Annotated in this window: 20 protein-coding genes; 7 read left to right on the forward strand and 13 right to left on the reverse strand. The window is 56.0% G+C overall.

Annotated features, from left to right (window positions below; all coding sequences use genetic code 11):
- Positions 1 to 289 precede the first annotated feature (289 nt).
- From sctU to sctW, 11 genes are read right to left on the reverse strand one after another with little or no spacing between them, the layout of a single operon-like run.
- Positions 290 to 1,372 carry a type III secretion system export apparatus subunit SctU gene (gene sctU / locus N5923_RS13045; protein ID WP_267142997.1) on the reverse strand — a complete coding sequence of 361 codons (1,083 nt, stop codon included), beginning with the start codon at positions 1,370 to 1,372 and terminating at the stop codon, positions 290 to 292.
- Positions 1,369 to 2,181, reverse strand: coding sequence for a type III secretion system export apparatus subunit SctT (gene sctT, locus N5923_RS13050; protein WP_267142996.1), 813 nt, complete (start codon positions 2,179 to 2,181; stop codon positions 1,369 to 1,371). Before sctT ends, sctU begins: the two co-directional genes overlap by 4 nt.
- Positions 2,181 to 2,435 (reverse strand): type III secretion system export apparatus subunit SctS, encoded by a 255-nt coding sequence (gene sctS / locus N5923_RS13055; protein ID WP_267142995.1) that lies wholly within the window; start codon positions 2,433 to 2,435, stop codon positions 2,181 to 2,183. Before sctS ends, sctT begins: the two co-directional genes overlap by 1 nt.
- A 15-nt stretch (positions 2,436 to 2,450) precedes the next feature.
- A complete protein-coding gene (sctR, locus tag N5923_RS13060; protein WP_267142994.1) occupies positions 2,451 to 3,104 on the reverse strand; it encodes a type III secretion system export apparatus subunit SctR in 654 nt (217 codons plus the stop codon).
- Between the two features lie 5 nt (positions 3,105 to 3,109).
- Entirely contained in the window at positions 3,110 to 4,150 is a 1,041-nt protein-coding gene (locus tag N5923_RS13065) for a FliM/FliN family flagellar motor switch protein (protein ID WP_267142993.1), read from the reverse strand.
- Positions 4,150 to 4,839 (reverse strand): type III secretion system HrpP C-terminal domain-containing protein, encoded by a 690-nt coding sequence (locus tag N5923_RS13070; protein WP_267142992.1) that lies wholly within the window; start codon positions 4,837 to 4,839, stop codon positions 4,150 to 4,152. Before N5923_RS13070 ends, N5923_RS13065 begins: the two co-directional genes overlap by 1 nt.
- Positions 4,836 to 5,288 (reverse strand): type III secretion system protein, encoded by a 453-nt coding sequence (locus N5923_RS13075; protein WP_267142991.1) that lies wholly within the window; start codon positions 5,286 to 5,288, stop codon positions 4,836 to 4,838. Before N5923_RS13075 ends, N5923_RS13070 begins: the two co-directional genes overlap by 4 nt.
- Complete coding sequence (gene sctN / locus N5923_RS13080) at positions 5,272 to 6,630, reverse strand: type III secretion system ATPase SctN (protein WP_407704463.1); 1,359 nt, start codon at positions 6,628 to 6,630, stop codon at positions 5,272 to 5,274. Before sctN ends, N5923_RS13075 begins: the two co-directional genes overlap by 17 nt.
- Positions 6,624 to 7,490 (reverse strand): FHA domain-containing protein, encoded by an 867-nt coding sequence (locus N5923_RS13085; RefSeq protein WP_267142989.1) that lies wholly within the window; start codon positions 7,488 to 7,490, stop codon positions 6,624 to 6,626. The genes sctN and N5923_RS13085 overlap by 7 nt, the downstream gene beginning before the upstream one ends.
- Positions 7,490 to 9,613, reverse strand: coding sequence for a type III secretion system export apparatus subunit SctV (sctV, locus tag N5923_RS13090; RefSeq protein ID WP_267142988.1), 2,124 nt, complete (start codon positions 9,611 to 9,613; stop codon positions 7,490 to 7,492). Before sctV ends, N5923_RS13085 begins: the two co-directional genes overlap by 1 nt.
- The gene (gene sctW, locus N5923_RS13095) at positions 9,613 to 10,752 is read right to left on the reverse strand and encodes a type III secretion system gatekeeper subunit SctW (protein ID WP_267142987.1); all 1,140 of its coding nucleotides are present in this window, start codon (positions 10,750 to 10,752) and stop codon (positions 9,613 to 9,615) included. Before sctW ends, sctV begins: the two co-directional genes overlap by 1 nt.
- Before the next feature lie 286 nt (positions 10,753 to 11,038).
- Here sctW and N5923_RS13100 point away from each other — a divergent pair, with 286 nt between their 5' ends.
- The 6 genes from N5923_RS13100 (at position 11,039) to N5923_RS13125 (ending at position 21,543) form a co-directional block, all read left to right on the forward strand.
- The gene (locus tag N5923_RS13100; RefSeq protein WP_267142986.1) at positions 11,039 to 11,593 is read left to right on the forward strand and encodes an RNA polymerase sigma factor; all 555 of its coding nucleotides are present in this window, start codon (positions 11,039 to 11,041) and stop codon (positions 11,591 to 11,593) included.
- Positions 11,594 to 11,764: 171 nt separating this feature from the next.
- Entirely contained in the window at positions 11,765 to 13,243 is a 1,479-nt protein-coding gene (locus tag N5923_RS13105; protein WP_267142985.1) for a PAS domain-containing sensor histidine kinase, read from the forward strand.
- 3 nt (positions 13,244 to 13,246) lie between these two features.
- Entirely contained in the window at positions 13,247 to 13,888 is a 642-nt protein-coding gene (locus N5923_RS13110) for a response regulator (protein ID WP_267142984.1), read from the forward strand.
- A gap of 40 nt (positions 13,889 to 13,928) precedes the next feature.
- Positions 13,929 to 15,425: a helicase HerA-like C-terminal domain-containing protein gene (locus tag N5923_RS13115; protein ID WP_267142983.1), complete on the forward strand. Its 1,497-nt coding sequence runs from the start codon at positions 13,929 to 13,931 to the stop codon at positions 15,423 to 15,425.
- Between the two features lie 9 nt (positions 15,426 to 15,434).
- Positions 15,435 to 16,715: a DUF445 domain-containing protein gene (locus tag N5923_RS13120; protein WP_267142982.1), complete on the forward strand. Its 1,281-nt coding sequence runs from the start codon at positions 15,435 to 15,437 to the stop codon at positions 16,713 to 16,715.
- A 655-nt stretch (positions 16,716 to 17,370) separates the two neighbouring features.
- The gene (locus N5923_RS13125) at positions 17,371 to 21,543 is read left to right on the forward strand and encodes an inverse autotransporter beta domain-containing protein (RefSeq protein WP_267142981.1); all 4,173 of its coding nucleotides are present in this window, start codon (positions 17,371 to 17,373) and stop codon (positions 21,541 to 21,543) included.
- A 67-nt stretch (positions 21,544 to 21,610) separates the two neighbouring features.
- Here N5923_RS13125 and lptG read toward each other — a convergent pair whose 3' ends face one another.
- Together lptG and lptF are read right to left on the reverse strand one after the other, a co-directional pair.
- Complete coding sequence (gene lptG / locus N5923_RS13130; RefSeq protein ID WP_267142980.1) at positions 21,611 to 22,687, reverse strand: LPS export ABC transporter permease LptG; 1,077 nt, start codon at positions 22,685 to 22,687, stop codon at positions 21,611 to 21,613.
- Positions 22,687 to 23,787 carry an LPS export ABC transporter permease LptF gene (lptF, locus tag N5923_RS13135; protein ID WP_267142979.1) on the reverse strand — a complete coding sequence of 367 codons (1,101 nt, stop codon included), beginning with the start codon at positions 23,785 to 23,787 and terminating at the stop codon, positions 22,687 to 22,689. Before lptF ends, lptG begins: the two co-directional genes overlap by 1 nt.
- Before the next feature lie 265 nt (positions 23,788 to 24,052).
- On the opposite strand from lptF, the gene pepA reads away from it, so the two are divergent.
- Entirely contained in the window at positions 24,053 to 25,564 is a 1,512-nt protein-coding gene (pepA, locus tag N5923_RS13140; protein WP_017801056.1) for a leucyl aminopeptidase, read from the forward strand.
- Positions 25,565 to 25,658: the final 94 nt, after the last annotated feature.

Consider the following 25,658-nt stretch of genomic DNA (forward strand, 5'->3'; position numbering starts at 1 on the left):
ATATAGCGAATCAGCCAGAAAAGGTGAAATTAAGGCGAAAAAAAACCCAGTCTGGTGAACCGGGTTGTTTTTCTGTTCCGCTAACGGTTGGTGACCGCTGTAAGGAACGGCGCTGCTTGTACCTGCTAACTGTGAACAATTTTAACGCTGATTGATAAGCCCGTCAAACCCGCGGGCGGCGAGAACGCCGCCCCTACGCCTGAATATCTGAAACCGTCGTAGGGGAGCCGTTTTCGGCTCCCGCCTGGCAATCGTCTCGGACTGCAAGAACGTCGCCCTGACCATCCCCCTATTCCCGAATCTCAATCACCTCATCCAGATACTGATCCTCCAGCTCACGTAGCAGACGATAGACCTGCGCCACCGCGGTTAGGGTTTCGCGCGGAATATAGTCGCCCTCGCGGGTGGTGCGGTACAGAGTACGTGTCAGCCAGATAAAGCGAATCACCGGTATTTTGTTACGCTGAGCCTGTTCAATAAGCGTATGCGCTTCCTCATCGCTGGCTTTAAACAGCAGGCGCGGTAACGGTGTTTCGCCCGGTCGATAATAGAGGCCGACGGCAAAGTGGGTCGGGTTCACCAGCAGCATATCCGCCTCTTCCACCGCCACCTGACGCGGCGCTTTCGGCTCCTCATTCATGATTTCACTGGCCACCTGACGCCGGTGGCCTTTCATATGCGGATCGCCTTCACTCTGTTTATATTCGTTTTTAATATCGTCGTGACTCATCCGCTGCTGCTTAAGGAAGAAGTATTTCTGGATGCCAAAATCGAGCACGCTTAATGCCAGCATCACCAGCAGCACCCGGCGCGCCACTTTAACAAACAGCGCCATCACCCCCTGCCAGAAGCCGTCGAGATTACCCAGCGCCAGCTGCGACAGGCCGCCCAGCTCCGGTTCAATCGCCTGCCAGACAATCAGGCCGATTATCACCGCCTTAATAATGCTGGTCAGCAACTGGGTAAACTGACGCGCGGAAAACATATTCTTAAAATGGTTTACCGGGTTCAGCGACTCAAATTTTGGCGCCAGCGCTTCTACCGAAAACAGCGGGCCAAACTGTACCCAGCCGCCGAGAATACGCAGCAACACCGCAATGCCGCACACTGCGCCGACAAAACCCAGCAGCACGGTCAGCGAATCGGTCAGCACCTCTTCCATCGCATGATCAAACGGGTCGCGCAGGCGCGCCAGCGGCAACAGCATCATCGCTTCCATACGTTGCATGCCGGTGTCCACCAGGGCAAAAATCGCCTCCAGCACGCCGATGCAGATCATCAGCTTAGGGATATCCTGGCTCTGACTAACCTGCCCCTTTTTCCGCGATTCCTGCAGTTTTTGCGGGGTTGCGTCTTCGGTTTTTTCGCTCATGGCACGCTCCCTTTGTTATCCATCAGGGTCGGCAGAATATGAATCAGATCGCGCAGATCGTAGAGACGCTGATCGGCCAGATGGTTAAGCAGCGGCAGATACAGCACAAAGAACAGCATGCCGAGCAGGCATTTCACCGGCACCGCCAGCGCCGTCGCCTGCAGCTGCGGACTGTAGATGCTCATAATGCCGATGGCGAAATCCATCAGCAGCATCAGCGCCACCAGCGGACCGGCGTACAGCACCATATCGGTAAAGGTGTCGCCAAGGATCTTCAGATAAACCTGGAAACCAGCTTCGCTGGGGAATGGCATCCATGCGGTCGCCGACCACAGGTGATAGCTGTCCCAGATAATCTGGGTGATAGTAGAAAGACCGAGGCCGACAATCAGCAACAGAATAATCGACTGCTGCATCAGCTTGCCCAGCGGCGTAACGTCCGGCCCGAGCTGCGGGTTGATCTGTCCGCCCATCAGCGCGCCGCGCTGGTTATCAAACAGACCACCAATGGATTCATACATCCAGAATGGCATCGCCATCAGCACGCCAATCAGCACGCCAATGATCAGCTCTTTAAGGATTAAGCCGGTCAGCGTCAGCATATCGGGCTGCAACAGATCGATTTGCGGCTTGATCACCGGCGCCATAAACAGCGACAGCGCCACCACAATCGCGGTGCGTGTTACCCCTTTCACCACGCTAAAGGAGAAGATCGGCGTCAGCAGCATGCAGGGGAAGATACGCGCCATCGCCAGCGCCAGCGCCAGAATAAAGTGGAACGTATCGGTAAGCGGTGCGCCGAGCAGCATCAGGCAGTCGACATCATGGCGAAAGCAGCCTGCGCCAGCTGCATCAGTTCAACGCCTACCCAGCGACCGGTCAGCGCCAGCGTGACACCCACCGCCACCAGCTTGATACTGAATGGCAGGGTTTGATCCTGCAGCTGCATCGCCGCCTGGATCAACGAGATCACTACCCCCACCAGCACCGCGACAATCAGCGGCGGCGCAGAGAGCAGAACCACTAACAGCATGGCCTGGCGGAAAAGCGTCAGAATTTCCATATCGCCCCTATGCCCCTATAAGTAGCTGTAGAACAGGCCGTCCAGCAGGCGCGTCCAGCCACTGATTAACACAAACAGCAGGATCTTCAGCGGCAGCGATACCGTCATCGGCGACACCATCTGCATGCCAAGCGCCAGCAGTACGTTGGAGACGATCAGATCGACCACGATAAACGGGATAAAGATTAAAAAGCCGATCTTAAAACCGTTTTGCAGCTCCGACAGCACAAACGCCGGGATCGCCAGCAGCATATTGTCAGGCTTTACGCTGCTGGCCATTTCCGGCGGCCACATGCGCTGGCTGTTCTCCTGCAGGTGCACCACAATGTCGGGATCGGTGTTGTGGGTCATAAATTTTTTTAACGGCTCAATGCCGTTACCCAGCGTATATTCCAGCCGTTCCATTGAGCTGAGATCGAGAGGAAGCGCTTTGACCCGCTGCGACATATCGCTAAATACCGGCGCCATAATAAACAGCGTCGCCGCCAGCGCGATACCGTTCAGCGCCATGGTCGGCGGCACCTGCTGCACACCCATCGCATTGCGCGTCAGCTGCAACACCATCGATATTTTCAGAAAGCTGGTGCAGATAATCATCATCATCGGCAGCAGCGACAGGGCGCCAAGAAACAGCGCCAGCATGATCGGGTTAAGCGGTCCCATATCCATGCGCGTTACCTGCCCCCGCCCAATGGATTGACTGCGCCGGGCAGCATATGGGTGATTTGCAGACCGAGCCGCCCTTCGACATCGACCAGCTCCCCTTTCGCCAGCGGGAAATCGCCGTGGCAGAGGATCGCTTCACCCGGCTGAACATGCTCGACCATCACCGTGGATCCGGCGCTCAGTCGGTTCAGTTCGCCGAGCGTGAGTTTCAGATTGCCGCAGCGCAGGGTTAACGCCAGCGGCAGCGGATCAAATACCGACGCCTCGTTCTGTGGCTCAGACGACCACTCCTCTTCCGGCTGCGGCATTCCATCCATCGCATAATCATCGGGGGTCAAATTCACGTCAGTTGTCTCCAAATCGGTAATATAAAAGTGGGCGGAACGCCCCTCTTCGCTGATCAATTCCCCCTGTAAACTGAGGTGGGCAAAACGCAGCACACCGCTTCCGGCGGGGGAAAAATGGGTGGTGGTGGGGAGAACCACATCGTTGCATTGCAGCGTACGCAGCTGCTGTAGCGAGAACGACAGTGCGCCCAGGGTGAGTGGCAGAGTCAGCGCCAGCTTGTCCGCTGATTGTGGGATCAGCGGCTGCCAGCCGGTTTTATTGAGTAGTAATGACAGGGTATTAAGCGAGATTTTTAGCTGACTACTGGCGCGCTGCTCGCCAAGCACCACATTCAGCGTCAGCCATAAGTTGTCACCGTATTCGGCGACGGCGTCTGTTACCGCGACACACCCCAGCAGGCAGCGCAATTCCTCGCTAAGGGTTTGATTAAACAGCGGCCAGTACCACTGCTCGGTAATATCTGCCTGCGGCAGCAGCGGACAGGTTGAGAACAAGCTGCATACCGCTTCGGCATCGGCCAGATGCAGCGTCCCCAGCTCACACTGTAAAGCCTGCGTCGGCACCGCGGGCGCCTGGCTCAGCGTTAGCTGAAGCCAGCCGCGCGCACCGTCTAAAGCGTAAGGAAAGCGATAGCCCGAGCCAATCTGCTGGCGCAGGCGCGCCTCAAGCTGGCTTTGCTGACGCAGTTGCAGTGGTTTCATTATCCCTCCCCTCGCTGTTCAAAACGCAGGCGCACGCGGCAGGCCATCCGTCGCCGTAGCGACTCCCGGCAGCGCTCGTGATGCGGCGCCAGCATCGCCAGCGCCTCGGGAGCAAAACGCAGGCTGATATCCCAGCCGGCACCGGCCGGCAGGCTGGACATGCGCGCATCCACTTCACCCAGCTTGGGCAGCAGCAGGGTCATCGATACCGGCCCGCCCGGCTGTCTGGCCAGCGCTTCGCTAAGCGGCGGCTCCAGTTGATGCCACAGCGCCATTGATGGCGCCGCCGCGCTGGCGGCCTGCGCAGGTGCAGAGGGCATGCCCGCCGTCCAGTCAAAATGCGCGCCACCCGGTGCCAGCGGCGTCTGGCTGTCACTGCCCAGCAGTTCGCTAAACAGTGATGCCTCCTGCGGCGCAGGTTCACTCTGTAGCGCACGTTTCAGCGATGGCGTGTCAGCAGAGGATGCGCTGCGTTCCCGCGTTGCTGAACGCCGGGGTTTATCACCCTGCTCGCTGGCGTTGCGTCCGCCTCTGTCCAGCAGTTTTGCCGTCGGTTGATTAGGGGTATCCGCCTTTGGCTGGCGTGCCGGGGTCTGCGGACGCGCTTTCTCTGCCTGCTGGCTGTCACGCCGTTTACTGGCCTGAATGTTGTCCGCTACCCGCTGGGCCTGCTGCTGTAATGGTGTCATTGCAGTCCCTCACTTTCCTGCATCAGATATTCCAGTTTTTCCAGTTCACGCTGGCGGCTGCGCGTTTCCTGTTGCGCCTCGCTCAGCCGCTGCTGCTGGTCACTCTGCTGCTGCTGGCAATTGATCAGTTCGCGCTTCTGTCCGAGTACCGCCTCGCCCGCCTGACGCTCCTGGTGCAGCTCCTGACGCAGGTTTTCCTGCTGCTGTAGCCCGGCGGCAAAGCTGTCGCGCAGCTGCTGATAGTGCTGCTGATGGCGGGCAAGCTGCTGTTGCGCCGCTGCGCTCTGGCTGTCCGCCGCCTGCAATGCCCGCTCCTGCTCGCGCTGCGCCCGCTCGCTGCGGTTCAGACGCTGGCGGCGGATAGGCAGCAGCAGCGCAAAGGTTTTCTGCAACGCCTCAGTATCGGAAACTTCAGGGATATCAGATTCAACGTTAATGTGACGGCGCATATTGGCTTACCTCCGAGAGTTGCAATAGCGTGTCTTCAAAGTGGGAAGGATCGTGCATCTCCTGACGCAAATAGCCGTTGATCGCCTGTTGCGCATCTACTGCCGCATCGGTCATCGCGTCGTGACCGGGCTGATACTCGCCGAGGCGGATCAGCATTTCCACCTGTTGCCAGGCCGCCATCATGCGGCGCATTGAGGTGGCTTCGCCGATATGTTCGCGCGAGGTGACGCTGCTCATGGTACGGCTCAGGCTGGCCAGTACGTCGATGGCCGGATAGTGGCCGCGCTCGGCCAGTTTGCGCGTCAGCACAATATGACCATCAATCAGTGAGCGCACTTCGTCGGCTACCGGATCGTTCATTGAGTCGGCCTCAATCAGCACTGAATAGAGCGCGGTAATCGAGCCGCGGTTAGTTTGTCCGGCGCGTTCCAGCAGGGTTGGCAGCAGGGTATAGACCGAAGGTGGCAGACCGCCGCGTCCCGGTGGTTCGCCCAGCGCCAGACCGATTTCACGCTGGGCGCGGGCGAAACGGGTCAGGGAATCGAGGATCAGCAGCACGCTTTTGCCCTGATCGCGCCAGGCTTCGGCGATGGCGGTGGCGGTAAACGCCGCACGGGCGCGCTCCATACTGCTGCGATCCGAGGTGGCGCAGATCAGCACGGTACGACTGCGCAACTCTTCATCCAGTTCATGATCAAGAAACTCACGCAGTTCACGACCACGCTCGCCAATCAGACCAAACACGATCACATCGCACGGCGTGTTACGCGCCAGCTCCGCCAGCAGTGTGGTTTTACCGCAGCCCGCACCGGCAAATACGCCGACACGCTGGCCGACGCCGAGGGTTAACAGGCCATCAATGGCACGAATGCCGGTCGGCAGCGGCGTATCAATACGTGGACGTTCGGTTGGCGGTGGCGCATCGCCCAGCACGCTAAAGCTGTCATCGCCGCTGCCGGGCATAACAAAGGCACCGATACTCCCTTCGCTAATCGGACGGCCAAAGCCATCCAGCACACTGCCCAGCAGGCGGTCGGAAACGGTGATGCTGTGCGGCAGAAACAGCGGTGTTACGCGTGCGCCCTGCGCGATACCATCCAGCTGGCCCAGCGCCGACAGCAGGGTGTGTTGCGGATTAAAACCCACCACCTCCGCCAGCACGCTGCTGCTGTCGTTGCGCTCTACGCGGCAGAGATCGCCGATACGCGCACGCGGTAAGCTGCTCTCCAGCAGGATGCCGTTAATACCGGTGATGCGCCCAAATGCGCTGACCGGGGCAAAGGCGCTTAGCCGTTGCTGCTGCTGGCGGAACCAGTGATCGAGAGCCACCGTCATTACCAGCTCACCTTAATATTGTCGCGTCCGTTAAATTCGATGCGGTTGCTGGTAATCGCGACCAGCCGCAGGTTGTCGACTTCGTCGCCAATAAACAGCCGCTGCCCCTCATCGGTAACAATATTGGCGCGTGCGCCGGTGGTGATCTGCACGATACGGAACGGCAGTTCGATCTTCAGCGGCGTGACCTGATTAACCAGCGGCTCGGCAGTCATATAGTCAGCGTTAAAACGCGCCAGCATGCGGTTGAATACCAGCATCTGCTCTTTATTCAGTTTGCCCTTCAGCGTCAGCGTCTTTTTGCCGTTCACCACGCTGACCGCCGCGGCCAGATCGCGTTCGCGCAACATGTTCAGCAGCGGCGCGCGCATCTCAGCAGGCGTATCCAGATGCTGGCGCCCGGACTGATTGATCTGACTTTGCGCCACTGTCGGTTGCAGGATCCAGCTGACCACGGTAAAGGTCAGCAGCAGCGTCAGGCTTAACATCAGCGCGCTGATCCAGCGCGGAAAACCGCCTTTCGCTGGCGCGGCTACTGCCGGAGCCTCGTTTGCCATCACCGGTTCAGCCACTGGCGGCGGGGTAAAGGCGCTCCACGCGGTATCCGCTGCCGCCACGCACAGCCAGACGCCGCCAAGGGAAAATGACTCGCTGACCACCAGATCCTGCAGGCTGCTGTCGGTTACTGCCTGCTGCAACTGCCAGCTCTCTTCATCCGGGCGTAACAGACGGTAATCGCTGTCGATCGCCGCATCACTCAGTTGCAGATCCGCCTCTTCCGCCGGGCCAATTAACCAGCTGTCGCCAAACAGGGGCAACGCCGCGCCTAAATGAAGGCCGGACAGCACGCGCAGTTCGAACATCATTAACTCTCCCAGCTGGTAAGTGAGTAGACGGCGGGATCGAGGTCGATGCGCCCGAGCACATTCACCGCCAGATTAGGTTGCAGTTCAGCAAACGACAGCACCGGCACCTGGTGGTACTCTTCGTGGATCAGGGTGCGCATCGGACTGCGCAGATCCTGCGCCACCAGCAGTACCGCGCTCTGATTGCTGTCGGAGGGGAATGCCTGTCCGACTTCGGTGAGGATCGCCGTGATCTGCTCCTGCATCAGGGCAAAGAAAATCTCGTTCTGCGTCTGGCGCAGGGCATCACGCAGCTGCTCTTCCAGTTCCGGCGTCAGCAGCCAGACATGCAGACCATCGGCCTGCGCATACTGGTAGCAGAGGTGATTTTTCAGCGTGATACGCACCTGGTCGGTCAGCAGATTGATATCGCGTTCATGCTGGCCATGCTCGATTAATGCCTCGGCAATCGCGCGTACCGAACGCAGCGGAATACGCTCGGCCACCAGCTTCTGTAACACGCTGGAGAAGCGGGCTATCGGCATCACGCGTTGCAGCTCCTGCGACAGCTCCGGCTGCTCGGTCTCCAGCCAGCCCATCAGCGCCCGCGTCTCCTGCAAGCCAATAAAGTGCGGGCTGCTGGCATGAATGGCGTTTTCCATCCGTTTCACCAGCAGTTCACGCGGGCTCCAGCGATCCACTTCGTCGTTTTGCAGTAACGGGTGCTCTGGCGGCAGCCAGATCAGATCGCCTTCACGCTTCAGCTCATCACCCGCGATCACCTGCTCGCGATCGGCCTCTGACATCTCCGCCAGCCAGCGGCGATGTACCGCCAGCATCGGCAGATTAAAGGTGCCAACCACCTGCGGGATCTCATACACCGAGAAGCGAAACTCATGCTGATCCTGGTGCTCAAGGAATTCGATATCGAAGGCCGGTAAGGTAAAACCAAAGTGGTAGACGATGCGGTTACGCAGACGACGAATATCCTGCACCAGCTCCAGCATCTCCGGCTGACCACGGCTGGCGGCCGGGAAATTAATCAGATAAGGACGGGTCGGATTAAACTGGCGCAGATCCTCTTTGCCATTCAGCTCCGGCGGGATCACTTCATTTTCCATCTGCGGCTGCGCCATGCGCCCTTCCTGACGCACGCGCCACAGCTGAAAGGTGCCGCTGATCATCGTCAGCGCCGCCAGCACCAGGAACACGGCGGTCGGCATCCCCGGCAGCAGCGCAAAACCCACCATGCCGATTGAAGAGAGGATCCAGGCTTTCGGCTGGCTGGTCAGCTGCTCGGCGATTTCGCGACCAATATTGTTATCGATGGTTTTTTCATTGTCGGACGAAACGCGGGTAATGATCATACCGGCGGTCAGTGAGATCAGCAGCGCCGGGATCTGAGCGATCAGGCCGTCACCGATGGTCAGAATCGAATAGACATGCATCGCCTCACCGGCCGGCATCCCCAGCTGCAATACGCCGATGCTAAAGCCGCCGATCAGGTTAATAAACAGGATCACCAGACAGGCGATAGCGTCGCCCTTAACAAATTTCATCGCGCCATCCATTGCGCCGAACAGCTGGCTCTCTTTCGCCAGATCGCTGCGTCGCGCCTTGGCCTGCCAGACATCGATCATGCCTGCACGCAGATCGCTGTCGATCGACATCTGCTTGCCCGGCATCGCGTCAAGAGTAAAGCGCGCCGCCACTTCCGCCACCCTTTCCGATCCTTTGGTGATCACTAAAAAGTTCACCACCGTCAGGATCAGAAACATCACCATCCCGACCGCCAGATTACCGCCGACCACAAAGTTACCGAAGGCTGCCACCACATGACCGGCATCCTGCTGAATCAGGATCTGGCGCGTGGTGGAGATCGACAGCGCCAGGCGGAACATGGTGGTCAGCAGTAGCACCGCCGGGAAGGTGGAGAACGCCAGCGGCTTCGGCAGGTACATCGCCAGCACCACCAGCAGTGAGGAGAGGCAGATATTCAGCGCGATCAGCATATCGATTAAGCCGAGCGGCAGTGGAATGATCAGCATAAACACCAGTGCCATGGCAAAGGCGGCGCCGACCACTTCCGAGCGCTGCATGGCGCTGATGGCGATTTTGTTAAGGATCAGAAAGAGAGTATTCATTACGAAGCTCTGCGCGCCAGCTGTTGCTGCTCAGCTTTCGCCAGTTCGGTAATAATGCCGCGCAGCAGTTGCAGCGCGGTTTTGCGCTGATCGGGCTCTTTCCACAGCGAGTGTGGCAGCTGATGAACCAGCGGAAACAGGCAGCTAAAGAACAGTGACAGGTGTTGCGGCTGTGCGCCAACCACCTCCTGACCGAGATGCTGAAAATCGCTGTTATAAGCGCCGTTATGGCTCAGTTGCAGCAGACGGCGGGTCAGGTCGACGGCAGTTAACGCCACTTCCGGCAGTTTATGCGTCATCCGCTTCAGCAGCGTGCTGCTGGCCGCCAGCGTGTGATTAAGCTGACCGGCCTCATGCAGGCCGTGACGAATATGGCGCAAGGCGCCAGCGGTAATTGACGGCGCCAGCGCGGCGATATCATCGGCCAGCGCACGTTGCAGGGTGCGCAGCGTCGGCACAAAGTGGCGCGGCTCCACCTGATCGAGCAGCAGATCGAGCATTGCCATCGCCGACTGCTGATGCACGATGCTGTTGTAATAGAGATTGCGCAGCGACTGCTTTTCCGCCGGATCGCTGGTGAACTCGGCAATCGCCGAAGCGGTATTGCTGCCGGCACGAATGCTGTCGCCATGCTGCTGCAGCAGGTTGCTCAGGTGCTGGCTGGCGGCGTCGGCCAGCTTAGTGTCGCCGTCGGTGCTGGCCTGCTGCTGGACCATACGCAGCATCACATCACAGCGCGCCGGGTCGCCGCCCATCTCCTGCAACAGCTCTTCGCTGCTCGGGGCCGGGGAACGCGCCAGCGCTTCACGCATTAATCCGAGCTGCTGCTCCAGCACCTGCTCTTCATTACTGTCCATTAACTGGAACAGCTGATCAAGATGTTCCACTTTGGCAACCGAATGCTTATTGCGCATCAGGTTGCTCTGCATCTGGCGGCGATTCTGCGCCTTATTTTTACTCTCCATCTTCTCACTGAACATGGAACCGATCTCTTCCAGCGAATCAGCCTGCGTCTCCGCCCGCGTGCGCACATTATCCGGACCCCGGTTGGCATTTTTTGCCGCCGCAGCTTCAGTCCCTTTCAGTAGCGCTTTTAAGGTGTGCTGCATTGCGGGTATAGCGGGTTGCATTTTAATCATCGCCAGCGTTCCTCAGTTTGCATTATCTCCTGTGTGTCATTTAACAGGCGGTGGTTCCCTGATTCGGCAGAAAAAAGTTCCGCCGTCCGTCGCGAAATAATCGCCGTCAGTCACTAATGCAAGAAGTTGCATAGCTGAGGTCAAACCGCTGACAAAATTCGTCTCAGATAACTCCTGGCGGAAAAGTCAAAATCAGTAAAAACAACCGGTTAACAGAATAAAACCTGCTGGCATATCCCTTGCTATATCCAGCAGGAACGCATGTGTTCATTAATCGGAGAGAATCATGATCACGACAATCACTGGCGCCACCGCAGAACAGCGTAATCCCACTGAATATTCACTGAGTGTTGACTGGGATGAGGTTTTTAATCTGCACAATAAAAAGCTGATGAATTTTATTCGCAAGCGCATCGCTAACCCGGAGGATGTGGAGGATGTTCTGCAGATGACTTGTCTGGAAGTGCTGCGTAATCGCCATAAATTTATGGGAGCTTCGCGGCCGGAAACCTGGGTGTTCGGTATTGCGGTGAATCTGATCCGTAATTACTACAAAAGTCAGCAGAGCCGCTACCTGCTCGACACTCTTGATGATGAGATTACCGCCGATCTGCTGTTTGATAATGATCCCAGCGATATCACTGAACAGCGCCAGCTGCTTGGCGCGACGCTAAATTCTATTGAAAAACTGCCGGGCGATATTCGCACCATGCTCTCTATTCTGGTAGAGAATGAAGGCAGTTATCAGGATGTGGCGCAACATCTGAATATTCCGATTGGTACCGTGCGATCCCGCCTGTCACGCGCCCGTGAGGCTTTACGGGTCGGGGTCTATGCCTGAAAAGCAGTCTGAAAAAACTCCGCCGCTGCTCAGGATGATATAAATGCTACTATGATCATGCTTATATTAAGCGACCTTTTAAAATATTCCCGGGGAGCGGCGTCACTCCCCGACTGCAGGCAGATTAATTGACTGCATACAGCAATAAGTATCATCAATATAGAGGGAATTATGCTGCTGCAGGGCTTTTCTAACCGCCAGGAACGTGCAGATTCAAACTCACCCAATTTATCTGACATTGCTTTAAATCGTATTCACGATGCTATTTACCTTATTGACCGTGAATTAGGCATTCAATATGTCAACGATAAAGCCTGTAAGTTAATGGGCTATTCGCGCAAGGAATTTTCTCAACTGACCTTTTCGACTATCGATCGCGAATTGCTGGACAGTGACGTCTTCGCCCTGTGGTGGAAGCTGAGCATCCGTCCCGAGGGAATTACCTTTACGTCGCAGCATGCCTGCCGCAATGGCGAGCTGATTCCGGTTGAGGTCAGTTCCAGCAGCTATGACAATCAGGGTCTGCAACAGATCCTCTGTGTGGTGCACGATGTGCGGGAGCTGCGCCGCAAGGAAGAGCAGCAACGTTTGCGTGAAAAGCAGATGAATACGGTGGTGGAGAACTCGCCGGATTTGATCGCGCGCTTTGACCTGAATATGTGCTGCGTCTACGCCAATCCGGCGGTACGGCGCTGGTTTAATCGCAGCGAACGCGAAATCCATAACTGGCAGTTAACCGAAAGCGTGCCGCTGGGCGATGTCGGCCTGAGCTTTTTTAAGCTGATCTCGCAAACCCTGGTCGATGAACAGGGGGCGGAAAATGAGCTGACGTTCGATCGCGAGGGCAGCAAGCAGGTGTTACATGTGCGCTGCGTACCGGAATATAACCTGCAAGGCAAGATGGTCAGCGTGCTGGCGGTCGGCCGGGATATTACGCTGGTGCGCCAGACCGAAGATGAACTGCGCGCCGCCCATCAGCAATTGCGGATGCTGACGCGCAATCAGGAGCTGACCCGCGAAGTGGAGCGTAAACAGCTGGCGCGTGATATTCATGATGAGCTGGGCCAGCATCTGACGTCACTGCGCACCGGCCTGTCGCTGCTGTCGATGCGTGAGCATGAGGGCAGCGCGGTGATTCAGGCTCAGCTGGAGAATCTGATGGGGCTGGTGGACAGCACCATTCAGGTGGTGCGCGATGTCTCCACCCGGCTGCGGCCGAATGTGCTGAATCTCGGACTGATCCCGGCGCTGGAGTGGCTGCGCGATCAGTTTATGAAAAACGGCGGCTGCCGCTGCATTCTTGTCGCCCCCGACGAACACCGCGTGCAGCTGGATGAAGCGGCGATGACCGCCACTTTCCGCGTGGTGCAGGAGTCGCTGACCAATGCCGCCCGCCATGCCAGCGCCAGCAATATCTATATTATCGTTAAACCACAGCCCGACACGCTGGTGGTCGAAGTGGTGGATAATGGCAAAGGTTTCCATGTTAATCGTGTGCAGAAAAATGCTTTCGGCCTGCTCGGAATTCAGGAGCGTGGCCGCATGCTGAATGGTGACGCCACCGTCACCAGCTCACCCGGTAAAGGCACCCGCATCAAACTGACGGTCCCGCTATCCGCAGCCAGTAAAAACCATAAAAAGGATGAGTAAGCGATGGAACAACCTATCCGGCTGATGATCGCCGACGATCACGCGATTATGCGTGAGGGACTGAAACAAATTTTTGCGCTGGATGAAAATATTGAAGTAGTGTGCGAAGCGCCGGATGGCAGCCAGGTGCTGGAGCGGCTGCGTCACTGTGATATCACCCTGCTGTTGCTGGATATCTCGATGCCCGGCATCAGCGGCGAGGATTTGATTAACCGCATTATTCCGCAATATCCGGCGCTGCGCATTCTGGTGCTAAGCATGTATAACGAACCGCAAATCGCCCGCCGGGTGCTGAACAGCGGCGCACTGGGCTATATCACCAAAGACAAACCGCCGGAAGTGCTGCTGCACGCGATTCGCACCGTGGCGCGTGGCGCGCGCTATATCGATCACGATCTGGCGCAGGAGATCGTGTTCTCCGAATACCAGGGCGGCAACCGCGCGCCCCATGAGAGCCTGACGATGCGTGAGCGGCAGATTATGATTATGCTGGCCCATGGAGAAAGCATTAATGCCATTGCCGATACCCTGTCGATTAGCAATAAAACCGTCAGCACCTATAAATCGCGCATGATGAAGCGGATGAACTTTAGTAACAATGCCGATATCGTGAAGTATTCGCTGAACTATAATCTGGTGCAGTGACGCATCCCGCCAGCAATCGAATCACGATAACGGAGCCACCATGACCGCACCCTTGTTGATTGCCCAGACCAGCGAAACCCAACTGCATCTGTTAGCCAATATGGCCAACCGCCACGGGCTGATTACCGGCGCTACCGGCACCGGTAAAACCGTTACCCTGCAGAAACTGGCCGAATCGTTCTCCAGTATCGGCGTGCCGGTATTTATGGCCGATGTTAAAGGTGATCTTACCGGCATCGCCAGAGAAGGCGTCAGCTCTGAGAAGTTGCTGGCGCGGCTGGCGAACATCGGCGTCAGTGACTGGCAGCCGCAAAGCAGCCCGACGGTGCTGTGGGATATCTTCGCGGCAAAAGGGCATCCGCTACGCGCCACCGTTACCGATCTCGGCCCGCTGCTGCTGGCGCGCCTGCTGAATCTCAATGAGGTGCAGTCGGGGGTGTTGCAGATTATCTTCCGCATTGCCGACGATCAGGGCTTATTGCTGCTCGATTTTAAAGATCTGCGCGCCATGACGCAGTATATCGGCGATAACGCCAAATCTTTCCAGACACAATACGGCAATATCAGCAGCGCTTCGGTCGGTGCCATTCAGCGCGGGCTGCTGACGCTGGAGGAGCAAGGAGCCGAGTACTTCTTTGGTGAGCCGATGCTGGATATCAAAGACTGGATGCGCACCGATGCGAATGGCAAAGGGGTGATCAATATCCTGTCGGCGGAAAAGCTCTATCAGATGCCAAAGCTGTACGCCACCAGCCTGCTGTGGATGCTGTCGGAACTGTATGAGCAACTGCCGGAAGCCGGCGATCTCGATAAGCCCAAACTGGTATTCTTCTTTGATGAAGCGCACCTGCTGTTTAACGATGCGCCGCAGGTGTTGCTGGATAAGATCGAACAGGTGATCCGCCTGATCCGCTCCAAAGCGGTGGGGGTTTATTTTGTCAGTCAGAATCCGGCGGATATCCCGGATACAGTGCTTGGCCAGCTGGGTAACCGCATTCAGCATGCGCTGCGCGCCTTTACGCCGAAAGATCAGAAAGCAGTGAAAACCGCCGCGCAAACCATGCGCGCCAATCCGGCCTTTGATACCGTCGCCGCTATCCAGCAGCTGGGCACCGGTGAAGCACTGATCTCTTTCCTCGATGAGAAAGGCAGCCCGACCATGGTCGAACGCGCGATGGTAATTGCTCCCGGCTCACGGATGGGGCCGGTGACTGATGACGAACGTAACGGGCTGATTAACCACTCGCCGCTGTCGGGTAAATATGATGAAGCGGTCGATCGGGAGTCCGCGTATGAGATGCTGCAAAAAGGGGTACAGGCCGCCAGCGAGCAGGCGCCCGCCAGCAAAGGCAATGAGCTGGCGGTGGATAACGGTATTCTCGGCGGACTAAAAGATATTCTGTTCGGCAGTACCGGACCACGTGGCGGTAAGCGCGATGGCGTGGTGCAGACCATGGCGAAAAGCGCGAGCCGACAGATCACCAACCAGATTATCCGTGGGGTTCTGGGCAGTATTATGGGAGGCCGCAAACGCTAAGCGGCATGTATGGATAAAGAGACTGAATTAAAGAAAATCAAACGTATCGCCCTGTTGTTGCTGTGTATCGCTGCGGGCGTATTTGTCACTACCCTGTTCTTCCCGCCCGGTTTATGGGTCAGCGGGATCAAAGCGATTGCCGAAGCGGCGATGGTCGGCGCGCTGGCTGACTGGTTTGCGGTGGTGGCGCTGTTTCGCCGCGTGCCGGTGCCGTTTATCTCGCGCCATACGGCAATTATTCCGCGCAATAAAGATCGTATCGGTGAGAATCTTGGCCGCTTTGTGCAGGAGAAATTCCTCGATACCCAGTCGCTGCTGGCGCTGATCCGCCGTCACGATCCGGCGCAGATTATCGCTAACTGGCTAAGCGCGCCGGGCAATGCCGAACGGCTTGGACGCCATCTGCTGCAGGTGATGCGCGGCTTTCTCGATCTGACCGATGATGCGCGCATCCAGCGTTTTATCCGCCGCGCGGTACACAAGGCGATTGATAAGGTCGATCTGACGCAGTCCGGCGCGATGCTGCTGGAGAGCCTGACCAAAAATAATCGCCATCAGGAGCTGCTGGATGCGGCAATTGAGCAGTTGCTGAAACTGCTGAATAAGCCCGGTACCCGCGAGTTTATCGCCATGCAGCTGGTGCGCTGGCTGAAGCGCGAGCATCCGATTAAGGCCAAAATGCTGCCGACCGAGTGGCTGGGCGAACACAGCGCCGAGCTGGTGTCGAATGCGGTCAATTCGCTTCTTGATGATATTGGTCAGGATCATGGTCATGAGCTGCGCCTCGGTTTTAACCGCGCGGTTGAGCGCTTTATCGATAAACTGAAGCAGGATCCGGAGATGGCGCGCCGCGCCGACAGCATTAAGTCATATCTGAAAGAAGATGAGGCGCTGAATAGCTATATCGGCGAGCTGTGGGGCGATCTGCGCGGCTGGCTGAAAGAAGATTTAAACAGCGATAACTCGGCGGTACAGGCAAAAATCACCGCCGCAGGCCACTGGTTTAGCGAAACGCTGCTCAATGACGCCAGTCTGCGCGCCTCGCTCAATCAGCATATGGAGGACGCGGCCAGCACCGTCGCGCCGGACTTCGCCGCTTTCCTGACCCGCCATATCAGCGATACGGTAAAAAGCTGGGATGCGCGCGATATGTCGCATCAGATAGAAGTGAATATCGGTAAGGATCTGCAGTTTATCCGCATCAATGGCACGCTGGTGGGCGGTACCATCGGACTAATTCTGTATCTGCTGTCGCAGCTGCCGCCGGTGATTGAGCGCCTGATGATGTAGTCACAGCTGAGGTGATGATGTCACCCCGGCGCCATTGCGTTGATAAATTCCATCAATATTTATTTTTTATAAAATATTAGCAGATTTTAATATTTTATAAATCAACCTTTCATCACCTTCTCAGCCAAAGAAATAAAACCCACCAGCAATCAAATAACTGCACCCATTTAACCCGTGAATTACAGGGGCGTTTAAGGTTTATTTATGATGAACTGAAATTAAAACTTTATAGTCATGAATATATTAGCATAAGGTTAGTGCCAGAATAGTTTCCATAAAAGACGCTTTTATAAAACTTAATAAATGAATGGATAAATTTTGTTTTAAACCGCTTTTTTTTTAAGTAAAATTTGCACGAAGAAATCTTTAAACCCGCACTGTTAAATTAGCCAGGATCGGCTTTAGCAGAGTGGCTAGTCTGCCACGTTGGTTATTCTCGATTGAAATGGAAGCTACGCACATGGACGTCAGATCTGAAAACAAGGTTGTTCGGTGGGGATACATCGCCCTGCCATTAATGTGTTATTTTATAATCTCATTAATTATCATAACGTTCTCCTTAAATAAAAGTATTGCGAATCATAGTCTGAATAATTTTATTCAAGATAAGCATTACGTTCTGCTACCGAAACCACAGGAGCAGAGCTGGCAACAGTTGCAGCAGCAAATGGAGCCGGAGTTCGGTGACCTGGAGCAGTTGCAGCGGAATATCAGCCAGCAATATAACCTGCAGCTGGGCGACTGGTTGTTATTGCCTGATATTAATGCCACGACGCATTTATATCCTGCGGTAGAGTTAGCGCAAATTATACCGGGTGAAGATGTGCAGGCATTTGCCTGGCGTTATTCCCTGTCACTTTCGCAGTTAAAAAATGTAAACCAGCCAATTAAAACCCCTGATCAGCTTGAAGATTTACGCGGACAGTGGGTAGTGGTGCCGCGGATAAAAACTGATAGCACATTAGCGCAAGCGTCATCGCCGCAGGCGGAAAAAATCCAGCAGTGGATGGATGGCTTCTGGCACGGGGCAAATCAGCAGGGCGCCAGCCGTGCTGCGGTTAATCAGGCCAGCAGCATCATTAATCAGGCCGCTACGGCGGAAGTGGAATCCTGGCTTAATCACACCGGTGGACATGCGCGGGTAAAAATGGATACCCGTTTAAAAGGCGATAACGATTTTGGCCTGGACTATCTGCTGCCACTCCGCAGCTGGCAGGATGATATACTGTTCACCCAGTTCAGCGCCCATCGCTGGAATGAGCGCAATATCGTCAATCTTGGCTTCGGCTGGCGACATATGATCAACCCTGATCTGATGTTTGGCAGCAACCTGTTCTACGATCAGGATCTCACTCGCGACCATAATCGCTTCGGTACCGGGTTAGAGCTGTGGAGTCAGCGCCTGCGCGCCTCAGCTAACTATTATTCTCCTCTCAGCGACTGGCGGCACTCTGCTGACCACCATTTCTTATCCGATGGCGACTACTTTACCCTCTATGAGCGGGCGGCACGCGGCTGGGATGTGAAGCTGGATGCCGCACTGGGCGATCATTTTGCCGCCAATGCCGGCTGGTTCCAGTGGTATGGCGATAAAGTTGATGTTAAAGGCAGCCGGAATGAGGTAAGTGCAGATCCGCATGGTCTGACTGTTGGCCTGAAATGGCAGCCGCTGCCGCTGCTGTCGCTGCAAACCCAACAGGATTTTATCAGCAACCAGAGCAACGAGTTTAAAGCGGGGCTGAACCTGAGCTGGCAGTTTGGGCGTACGCTGGATGAAATGCTCGACCCGGATCGGGCGCAGGCGTTGCCATCACTGATGCAGTCCAGCACGGCTTTCGTTGAACGTAATAACAATATTGTGCTGGCGTATAAAGAACAGAAAAAAAGCTGGCAGATCTACTTTGATCCGACGGAAATGAGTATCAAGGCCGGAAGTCAGCCCTTTATTCATGCGGTCAAAGGCACTACCACCGCGCATACCCGTTATCGCAGCAGTGACACGTCGGTCGCGCTGGTGGACAGTATTAGCGGACAGGTGACGCCACTGCGTGCTGGCAAAACCACTGTGACTGCTGAAGCCTATGTAAAACTGTCCGATCAACCGGTCAGCCGCGCCAGTTATCAGCTGACGGTATTACCTAATGACGCAATGAAATCCCTGACGCTGCAAGTGCTGGAGAATGGCGTTATCAACGCTGATGGCGATATCAAATTTCCACCAGGCAAAACAGGGCGCATCTTATTTACCGCCACCGCGGTTGATGCGCTGGGCAACCCGATTTCCGGTCGCGAAGTGTGGTGGCGCCATCTGAATCCTCAACTGGGCACATTGCAAACTCATCAGGGACAAACCGACGCCAGTGGCAAGGCCATGGTTTACTTAGAAAATATTAACACTACTGGCAGCGACACGGTGGTTGCTTCGCTGCTGGATCCGGGCGCAGGCAAACGAACGACAGACACCACCGGCAAAGAGAAATCGGTTGCTTTCAACGTTGTGCCGCCGCATGTGTCACTGGCCCTGCATACCGCCATCCCCACGCCACAGGTTGTGGTTGGCAGCGGGAAAGTGGCGTTTATCGCGACCCTGAGTGAGCAGGATAAGCTCGGTATCAGTCAGCAAACCCTGAACTGGAGCAGTGATGATCAGCCGGCAGGCACCACAATGACTGACCAGGATGGCATTTCCCCGACAGAACTGACTGCGCCCGGAAGTTATGGCAGTGGTTACTGGCAGGTCGCAGTGAAGCAGCCAGGAGGGTCCGCGCAGCAGCTGAGCCTTCCGCTGGTCAGGCAGGCGACCGAAGCGCTGCGCGCTGACGCGGTTACCGTGGAGTACGGTGCAACACCGCAGACGTTGCAGGTAAACGGCGGTAACGGCGGCACTAAACACTTCAGCTCTGCAGACGAAGAGGTGGTAACTATCGACGCCAGCAGTGGCCTGATGAGATTCCATAACGTGGGCCAGGCCATGATTACCGTGCGCCAGGATATGACTGAGACACAGCAGGAGCCAGCGCCGATTACCGTGGTGGCCACGGTTACCCGGGCGCAAGGCACGCCACTGACGGCGCAGGATCTGTCAATGAAGGTCGGCGAAACCAGCACGATCACGGTCAGCGGCGGCAACAGCAATGGCACTGCCCTCTCCTGGAGCTCGTCGGCGCCCGGAACGGTGAGTGTGGACGCCAACGGTAAGCTTACCGCCGTCGCCGCCGGTACGGCGAAGGTGACCATCAGTGAAGCTGAGAGCAGCAACTATCTGGCACAGCAGACCACCATCACCGTCACGGTGGGACTGAATATTGCCACTCCGCTGACCGGGCCGTCAGCAGTGGAAGCCAGCTTTGGCGACAATCCGCGGACGTTAACTATCTCTGGCGGTAACGGCAGCGCGCTGAACGCGATCTCGACTGATGAAACGGTGGCGAAGGTAAGTAGTGCCAGCGGGAATAACTTTACCGTCACCTTTATTAAAGCGGGTACAGCAAATATTACCATCAGCCAGGCAGCGACCAGCAGCCATACAGCGCCTGCCAGTCTGACCATTCCGCTCACGGTCAAACGGATTAGTGGAACGCCGCTGACGGCGCAGAATGTGTCGATGAAGGTCGGTGCAACCGGCGCGATCACCGTCAGCGGCGGCAACAGCAATGGAACGGCTCTTTCCTGGGGCTCTTCAGCGCCCGGAACGGTGAGTGTGGACGCTAACGGTAAGCTTACCGCCGTCGCCGCAGGGATAGCGACAGTGACCATCAGTGAAGCTGAAAGCACCAACTATCTCGCGCAGCAGACCACCATTACCGTCACGGTGGAGCTGAATGTTGCCACTCCGCTGACCGGGCCGTCAGCAGTTGAAGCCAGCTTTGGTGATAATCCGCGTACGTTAACCATCTCTGGTGGTAACGGCAGCACGCTTAACTATGCTTCGAATGATGAAACGGTGGCGAAAGTAACTAACGCGACGGTAACCTTTCTTAAAGCAGGTACGACAAATATTACCGTCAGTCAGGCGGCAACCAGCAGCCATACCGCCCCCGCTAACCTGACCATTCCGGTTACGGTTAAACGGATTAGCGGAACGCCGCTGTCGGCACAGAATGTATCGATGAAGGTCGGTGAAACCAGCACGATCACCGTTAGCGGCGGCAACAGCAATGGAACGGCTCTTTCCTGGAGCTCTTCTGCACCCGGAACGGCGCGGGTGGATGCTAACGGTAAGCTGACCGCCGTCGCCGCCGGTATGGCGACAGTAACCATCAGTGAAGCTGAGAGCACCAACTATCTGGCGCAGCAGACCACTATCACCGTTACGGTGGCACTGAATGTTGCTCCGCCGCTAAGCGCTGGCGATGTCACGGTCACGCAGGGTGACGCGCCCCAGGTGCTGAACGTCAGTGGCGGTAACAACGGCGGGACTAAACATTTCAGCTCTTCAGACGCAAGCGTAGTGACGGTGGACGCCAGCAGTGGCCTGATGACATTTATTAATGCCGGCACCGCCACGATTACCGTCAGGCAGGATGCGACGCTGACTGAGGAGGCGCCAGCGCCGATTAATGTGCCCGTCACGGTAAATGCCGCTGCTCCGCTACCGCTGGTAATAAGCTCCAGCTTTGTCAGCAGTACAACCGTCCCTGTCACGGCGACATGGCAATTTACCGTCACTCAGGGCGGGCAAGCTGTATCAGGTGTCTGTGTGAAGGCGGTGCAGAGGTTTGGTGGTACTTTGATGGCCACGACGACAAGTTCAAACGGCTGGAAAAACTTTACGTTTAATTCCACCGGTGTGGATCCTCAATATGGCGTACTGATTCAACTTTGCTAGTCACGGCAGGAGGCTAAAAAAAAACCGGGAGCGACTTAGCTCCCGATTTTTTTCAGTAACATTACGCTTAGCGCCGCTTCAGCAGCATATAGACGCTAACCGCAAAGAACGCTGCGCTTGGCAGAACCGCGCCAAGGAACGGTGGCATATTGTAGACCTGACTTAGCGGGCCAAAAATGCGGTCGAGCACATAGAACAGAAAGCCAAAGCTGATGCCGGTTACCACACGCGTCCCCATTGATACGCTACGTAGCGGACCAAAGATAAACGACAGCGCCATCAGCATCATCACCGCCACCGACAGCGGCTGGAAGATTTTGCTCCACATATTCAGCTGGTAGCGCGCGGCTTCCTGACCACTCTGCTTAAGGTATTTCGAGTAATCATACAGGCCGCTGATCGACAGTGAATCCGGGTCCAGCGCCACCACGCCCAGCTTGTCCGGGGTCAGGCTGGTTTTCCACTCGCCGCTCACCGTCTGGCTGCCGGTCACCTGTTTTGGGTCAGTCAGATTAGATTGATCCACCTGCGATAGCTTCCATACCTTGCGATCTTTATCGTAAGTGGCGGAAGCGGCATAGCGTACGTTCAGTAAGCGGCGCTGATCGTTAAAGCTATAGATGCTGATACCACCCAGCTCACTGTTATTCTTGATGCGCTGGATATAGATAAAGTCGCTGCCATCTTTTGCCCACAGGCCATTTTGCGTCGACATCAGCGAGCCGCCAACCAGCTGCTGCGCTCGATAGTTACGCGCCATCTGCTCACCTTTCGGCGCAGCATACTCACCGATAGCCATGGTCAGCAGCACCAGTGGAATCGCGGTTTTCATTACCGAAAGCGCAATCTGCAGGCGGGTAAAGCCCGAAGCCTGCATCACCACCAGCTCACTACGTTGCGCCAGCGTGCCAAGGCCAAGCAGCGCACCGAGCAGCGCCGCCATCGGGAAGAAGGTTTCGATATCTTTTGGCACGCTGAGCATGGTGTAGATGCCAGCGCCCAGCGCGGTATAGGCGCCTTCACCGGTTTTACGCAGCTGATCGACAAACTTGATAATGCCGGAGAGCGACACCAGCATAAACAGGGTCATCATGATGGTGTTGAAGATAGTTTTACCGATGTATCTGTCGAGTACGCCAAACATTACACGCTACCTCCCTTGTTGAAGCGTGCACGGATGCGTCGCATCGGCACCGTATCCCACAGGTTAAGCAAAATCGCTAACGCCAGATACAGCAGGTTAACTCCCCACATCCAGATGGCCGGATCGAGACGACCTTTTGCGCCGTTGGACTTCAGGGAGCTTTGCAACAGGAAGAAGATCAGATACAGCAGCATCGCCGGCAGCATTGACAGCACCCGCCCCTGACGTGGGTTCACCACGCTAAGCGGCACCACCATCAGCGCCATGATCAGCACCGAGAAGATCAGCGTCAGACGCCAGTTCAGTTCGCTACGGAACTCAACGCTGTCAGACTTCATTAAATTCGAGAAACTGGACTGTTCGGCATCATTCGGGTCAATAACCGCCGCTTTATAGCCAACAATCGCCTGATAGTTCTCAAAATCGGTAATGCGGAAATCACGCAGTAAAGCGGTGCCTTCAAAGCGCGTGCCTTTATCCAGCGTAACCACCTGAGAGCCGTCACGACGCTGCTCCATATGGCCGCTGTCCGCCAGCACCACCGAAGGGCGCGCATTGCCGCTTGGACGCAGCTGGGCGAGGAACACATGGCCAAACTGGTCGCCCTTGACGTTCTCAATAAACAGCACCGAGTTGCCGTCGCTGGACTGCTGGAACTGCCCCGCCGCCAGCGCCGCAGCACCAGGGTTGGCCTTGGCGTTTTGCGTCACTTCGCTTTGATAGCGTGACGACCACGGGCCAAGCCAGATAACGTTTACCGCCGCAACGACTGCGGTAAACAGCATCAGAACCATCGCGGCTTTCACCAGCACGGCTTTGCTCAGCCCACAGGCATGCATGACCGTAATTTCGCTTTCGGTGTATAACCGGCCAAGCGTCATTAAGATGGCAAGAAACAGGCTCAACGGCAGGATAAGTTGTGCCATTTCTGGCACGCCGAGGCCTAACAATGTCAGAACTAAATTTGTCGGGATCTCACCATCCACTGCGGCACCGAGGATCCTGACTAACTTCTGACAAAAGAAGATTAACAGCAGGATAAACAGGATTGCCAGCTGGCTTTTGAGCGTTTCCCGAACCAGATATCTAATGATGATCACGCTTAGTACGCCTGTGAAAACTTGTCTTTTTGCAGGAAAATCGATAGTTTCAACGCTTGTTCGCCATTTTTTCTCATCAATGGCCGTCGTCATAGCTAATATTGTATGACACAAGCGTTTAGATGACACAAAAAACAACAATGGTCATCGAAACTCAATCTGACGTCCGTTTACTAAACGTCGTTACGCAACGGTCTTAAAAGTTACGAAAGCGCTACATTCTAGCGGTAGCCGACGCCGTTGTCTTTAAGATTCAGGAGAGTACATGGAGTTCAGTGTAAAAAGCGGTAGCCCGGAAAAACAGCGCAGTGCCTGTATTGTCGTTGGCGTCTTTGAACCGCGTCGGCTGTCACCGATTGCTGAACAGCTCGACAAAATCAGTGATGGCTACATCAGCGCCCTGCTCCGCCGTGGTGAACTGGAAGGCAAAGTTGGCCAGACGCTACTTCTGCATCATGTGCCGAACATCCTGTCTGAGCGTATTTTATTGATTGGCTGCGGTAAAGAGCGCGAACTTGATGAGCGCCAGTACAAGCAGGTAATCCAGAAGACTATCAACACCCTGAACGATACCGGGTCGATGGAAGCGGTCTGTTTTCTGACCGAATTGCACGTTAAAGGACGCAACACCTACTGGAAAGTGCGTCAGGCGGTTGAAACCTCGAAAGAGTCGCTGTACAGCTTTGACCAGCTGAAAAGCAATAAAGTCGAACCACGTCGTCCGCTGCGCAAAATGGTGTTTAACGTGCCGACGCGTCGCGAACTGACCAGCGGTGAGCGCGCAATTCAGCATGGTCTGGCGGTGGCTTCCGGCGTAAAAGCGGCGAAAGATCTCAGCAATATGCCGCCAAATATTTGTAACGCCGCGTATCTGGCGTCGCAGGCGCGCCAGTTAGCCGACAATTACAGCAAAAATATCACCACCCGGGTTATCGGCGAGCAGCAGATGAAAGAGCTGGGCATGAATGCCTATCTGGCCGTTGGCCAGGGCTCACAGAATGAGTCGCTGATGTCGGTGATTGAGTACAAAGGCAATCCGGACCCTGACAGCAAGCCGATTGTGCTGGTGGGTAAAGGCCTGACCTTTGACTCCGGCGGTATCTCGATCAAGCCTGCGGAGGCGATGGACGAGATGAAGTACGATATGTGTGGAGCCGCTTCGGTATATGGCGTGATGCGTATGGTCGCCGAACTGAATCTGCCGCTGAATGTGGTCGGCGTGCTGGCGGGCTGTGAAAATATGCCAGGTGGTCGTGCGTTCCGTCCGGGTGATGTGCTGACCACCATGTCCGGCCAGACGGTGGAAGTACTGAACACCGATGCCGAGGGTCGTCTGGTACTATGTGATACCCTGACCTACGTTGAACGCTTCGATCCGGAAGTGGTTATCGATATCGCTACCCTGACCGGCGCCTGTGTGATTGCACTGGGCCATCATATCAGCGGCCTGATGTCGAACCACAACCCGCTGGCCCATGAGCTGATTGGCGCGTCCGAACAGGCCGGTGACCGAGCATGGCGTCTGCCGATGGCTGATGAGTATCAGGAACAGCTGGAGTCCAACTTCGCCGATATGGCGAATATTGGTGGCCGTCCCGGTGGCGCAATTACCGCCGCCAGCTTCCTTGCCCGCTTTGCGCGCAAGTATAACTGGGCGCACCTGGATATCGCCGGCACCGCATGGCGCTCCGGTAAAGCCAAAGGTGCAACTGGTCGTCCGGTGGCGCTGTTGTCGCAGTTCCTGTTAAATCGTGCCGGTTTAAACGGCGACGATTAATTCGGCAGACATCCGTAATGCGGGCGGCGAGAACGCCGCCCCTACGGCTAAATGATTTGCAGGGCGGCGTTCTCGCCGCCCGTTCTGTTACAGA

This window comes from Winslowiella arboricola, from assembly GCF_025527015.1.
Taxonomy (GTDB): domain Bacteria; phylum Pseudomonadota; class Gammaproteobacteria; order Enterobacterales; family Enterobacteriaceae; genus Erwinia; species Erwinia arboricola.

What these genes read in the sequence shown, in the direction of transcription:
- N5923_RS13110 (WP_267142984.1), top strand. Translation starts at nt 13,247, where the DNA reads ATGGAACAACCTATCCGGCTGATGATCGCCGACGATCACGCGATTATG.
- sctV (WP_267142988.1), bottom strand. Translation starts at nt 9,613, where the DNA reads ATGAATACTCTCTTTCTGATCCTTAACAAAATCGCCATCAGCGCCATG.
- sctS (WP_267142995.1), bottom strand. Translation starts at nt 2,435, where the DNA reads ATGGAAATTCTGACGCTTTTCCGCCAGGCCATGCTGTTAGTGGTTCTG.
- N5923_RS13075 (WP_267142991.1), bottom strand. Translation starts at nt 5,288, where the DNA reads ATGCGCCGTCACATTAACGTTGAATCTGATATCCCTGAAGTTTCCGAT.
- lptG (WP_267142980.1), bottom strand. Translation starts at nt 22,687, where the DNA reads ATGTTTGGCGTACTCGACAGATACATCGGTAAAACTATCTTCAACACC.
- N5923_RS13085 (WP_267142989.1), bottom strand. Translation starts at nt 7,490, where the DNA reads ATGATGTTCGAACTGCGCGTGCTGTCCGGCCTTCATTTAGGCGCGGCG.
- N5923_RS13065 (WP_267142993.1), bottom strand. Translation starts at nt 4,150, where the DNA reads ATGAAACCACTGCAACTGCGTCAGCAAAGCCAGCTTGAGGCGCGCCTG.
- sctW (WP_267142987.1), bottom strand. Translation starts at nt 10,752, where the DNA reads ATGATTAAAATGCAACCCGCTATACCCGCAATGCAGCACACCTTAAAA.
- sctU (WP_267142997.1), bottom strand. Translation starts at nt 1,372, where the DNA reads ATGAGCGAAAAAACCGAAGACGCAACCCCGCAAAAACTGCAGGAATCG.
- N5923_RS13120 (WP_267142982.1), top strand. Translation starts at nt 15,435, where the DNA reads ATGGATAAAGAGACTGAATTAAAGAAAATCAAACGTATCGCCCTGTTG.
- N5923_RS13105 (WP_267142985.1), top strand. Translation starts at nt 11,765, where the DNA reads ATGCTGCTGCAGGGCTTTTCTAACCGCCAGGAACGTGCAGATTCAAAC.
- N5923_RS13070 (WP_267142992.1), bottom strand. Translation starts at nt 4,839, where the DNA reads ATGACACCATTACAGCAGCAGGCCCAGCGGGTAGCGGACAACATTCAG.
- N5923_RS13115 (WP_267142983.1), top strand. Translation starts at nt 13,929, where the DNA reads ATGACCGCACCCTTGTTGATTGCCCAGACCAGCGAAACCCAACTGCAT.
- pepA (WP_017801056.1), top strand. Translation starts at nt 24,053, where the DNA reads ATGGAGTTCAGTGTAAAAAGCGGTAGCCCGGAAAAACAGCGCAGTGCC.
- sctR (WP_267142994.1), bottom strand. Translation starts at nt 3,104, where the DNA reads ATGGATATGGGACCGCTTAACCCGATCATGCTGGCGCTGTTTCTTGGC.
- sctT (WP_267142996.1), bottom strand. Translation starts at nt 2,181, where the DNA reads ATGCTGCTCGGCGCACCGCTTACCGATACGTTCCACTTTATTCTGGCG.
- N5923_RS13100 (WP_267142986.1), top strand. Translation starts at nt 11,039, where the DNA reads ATGATCACGACAATCACTGGCGCCACCGCAGAACAGCGTAATCCCACT.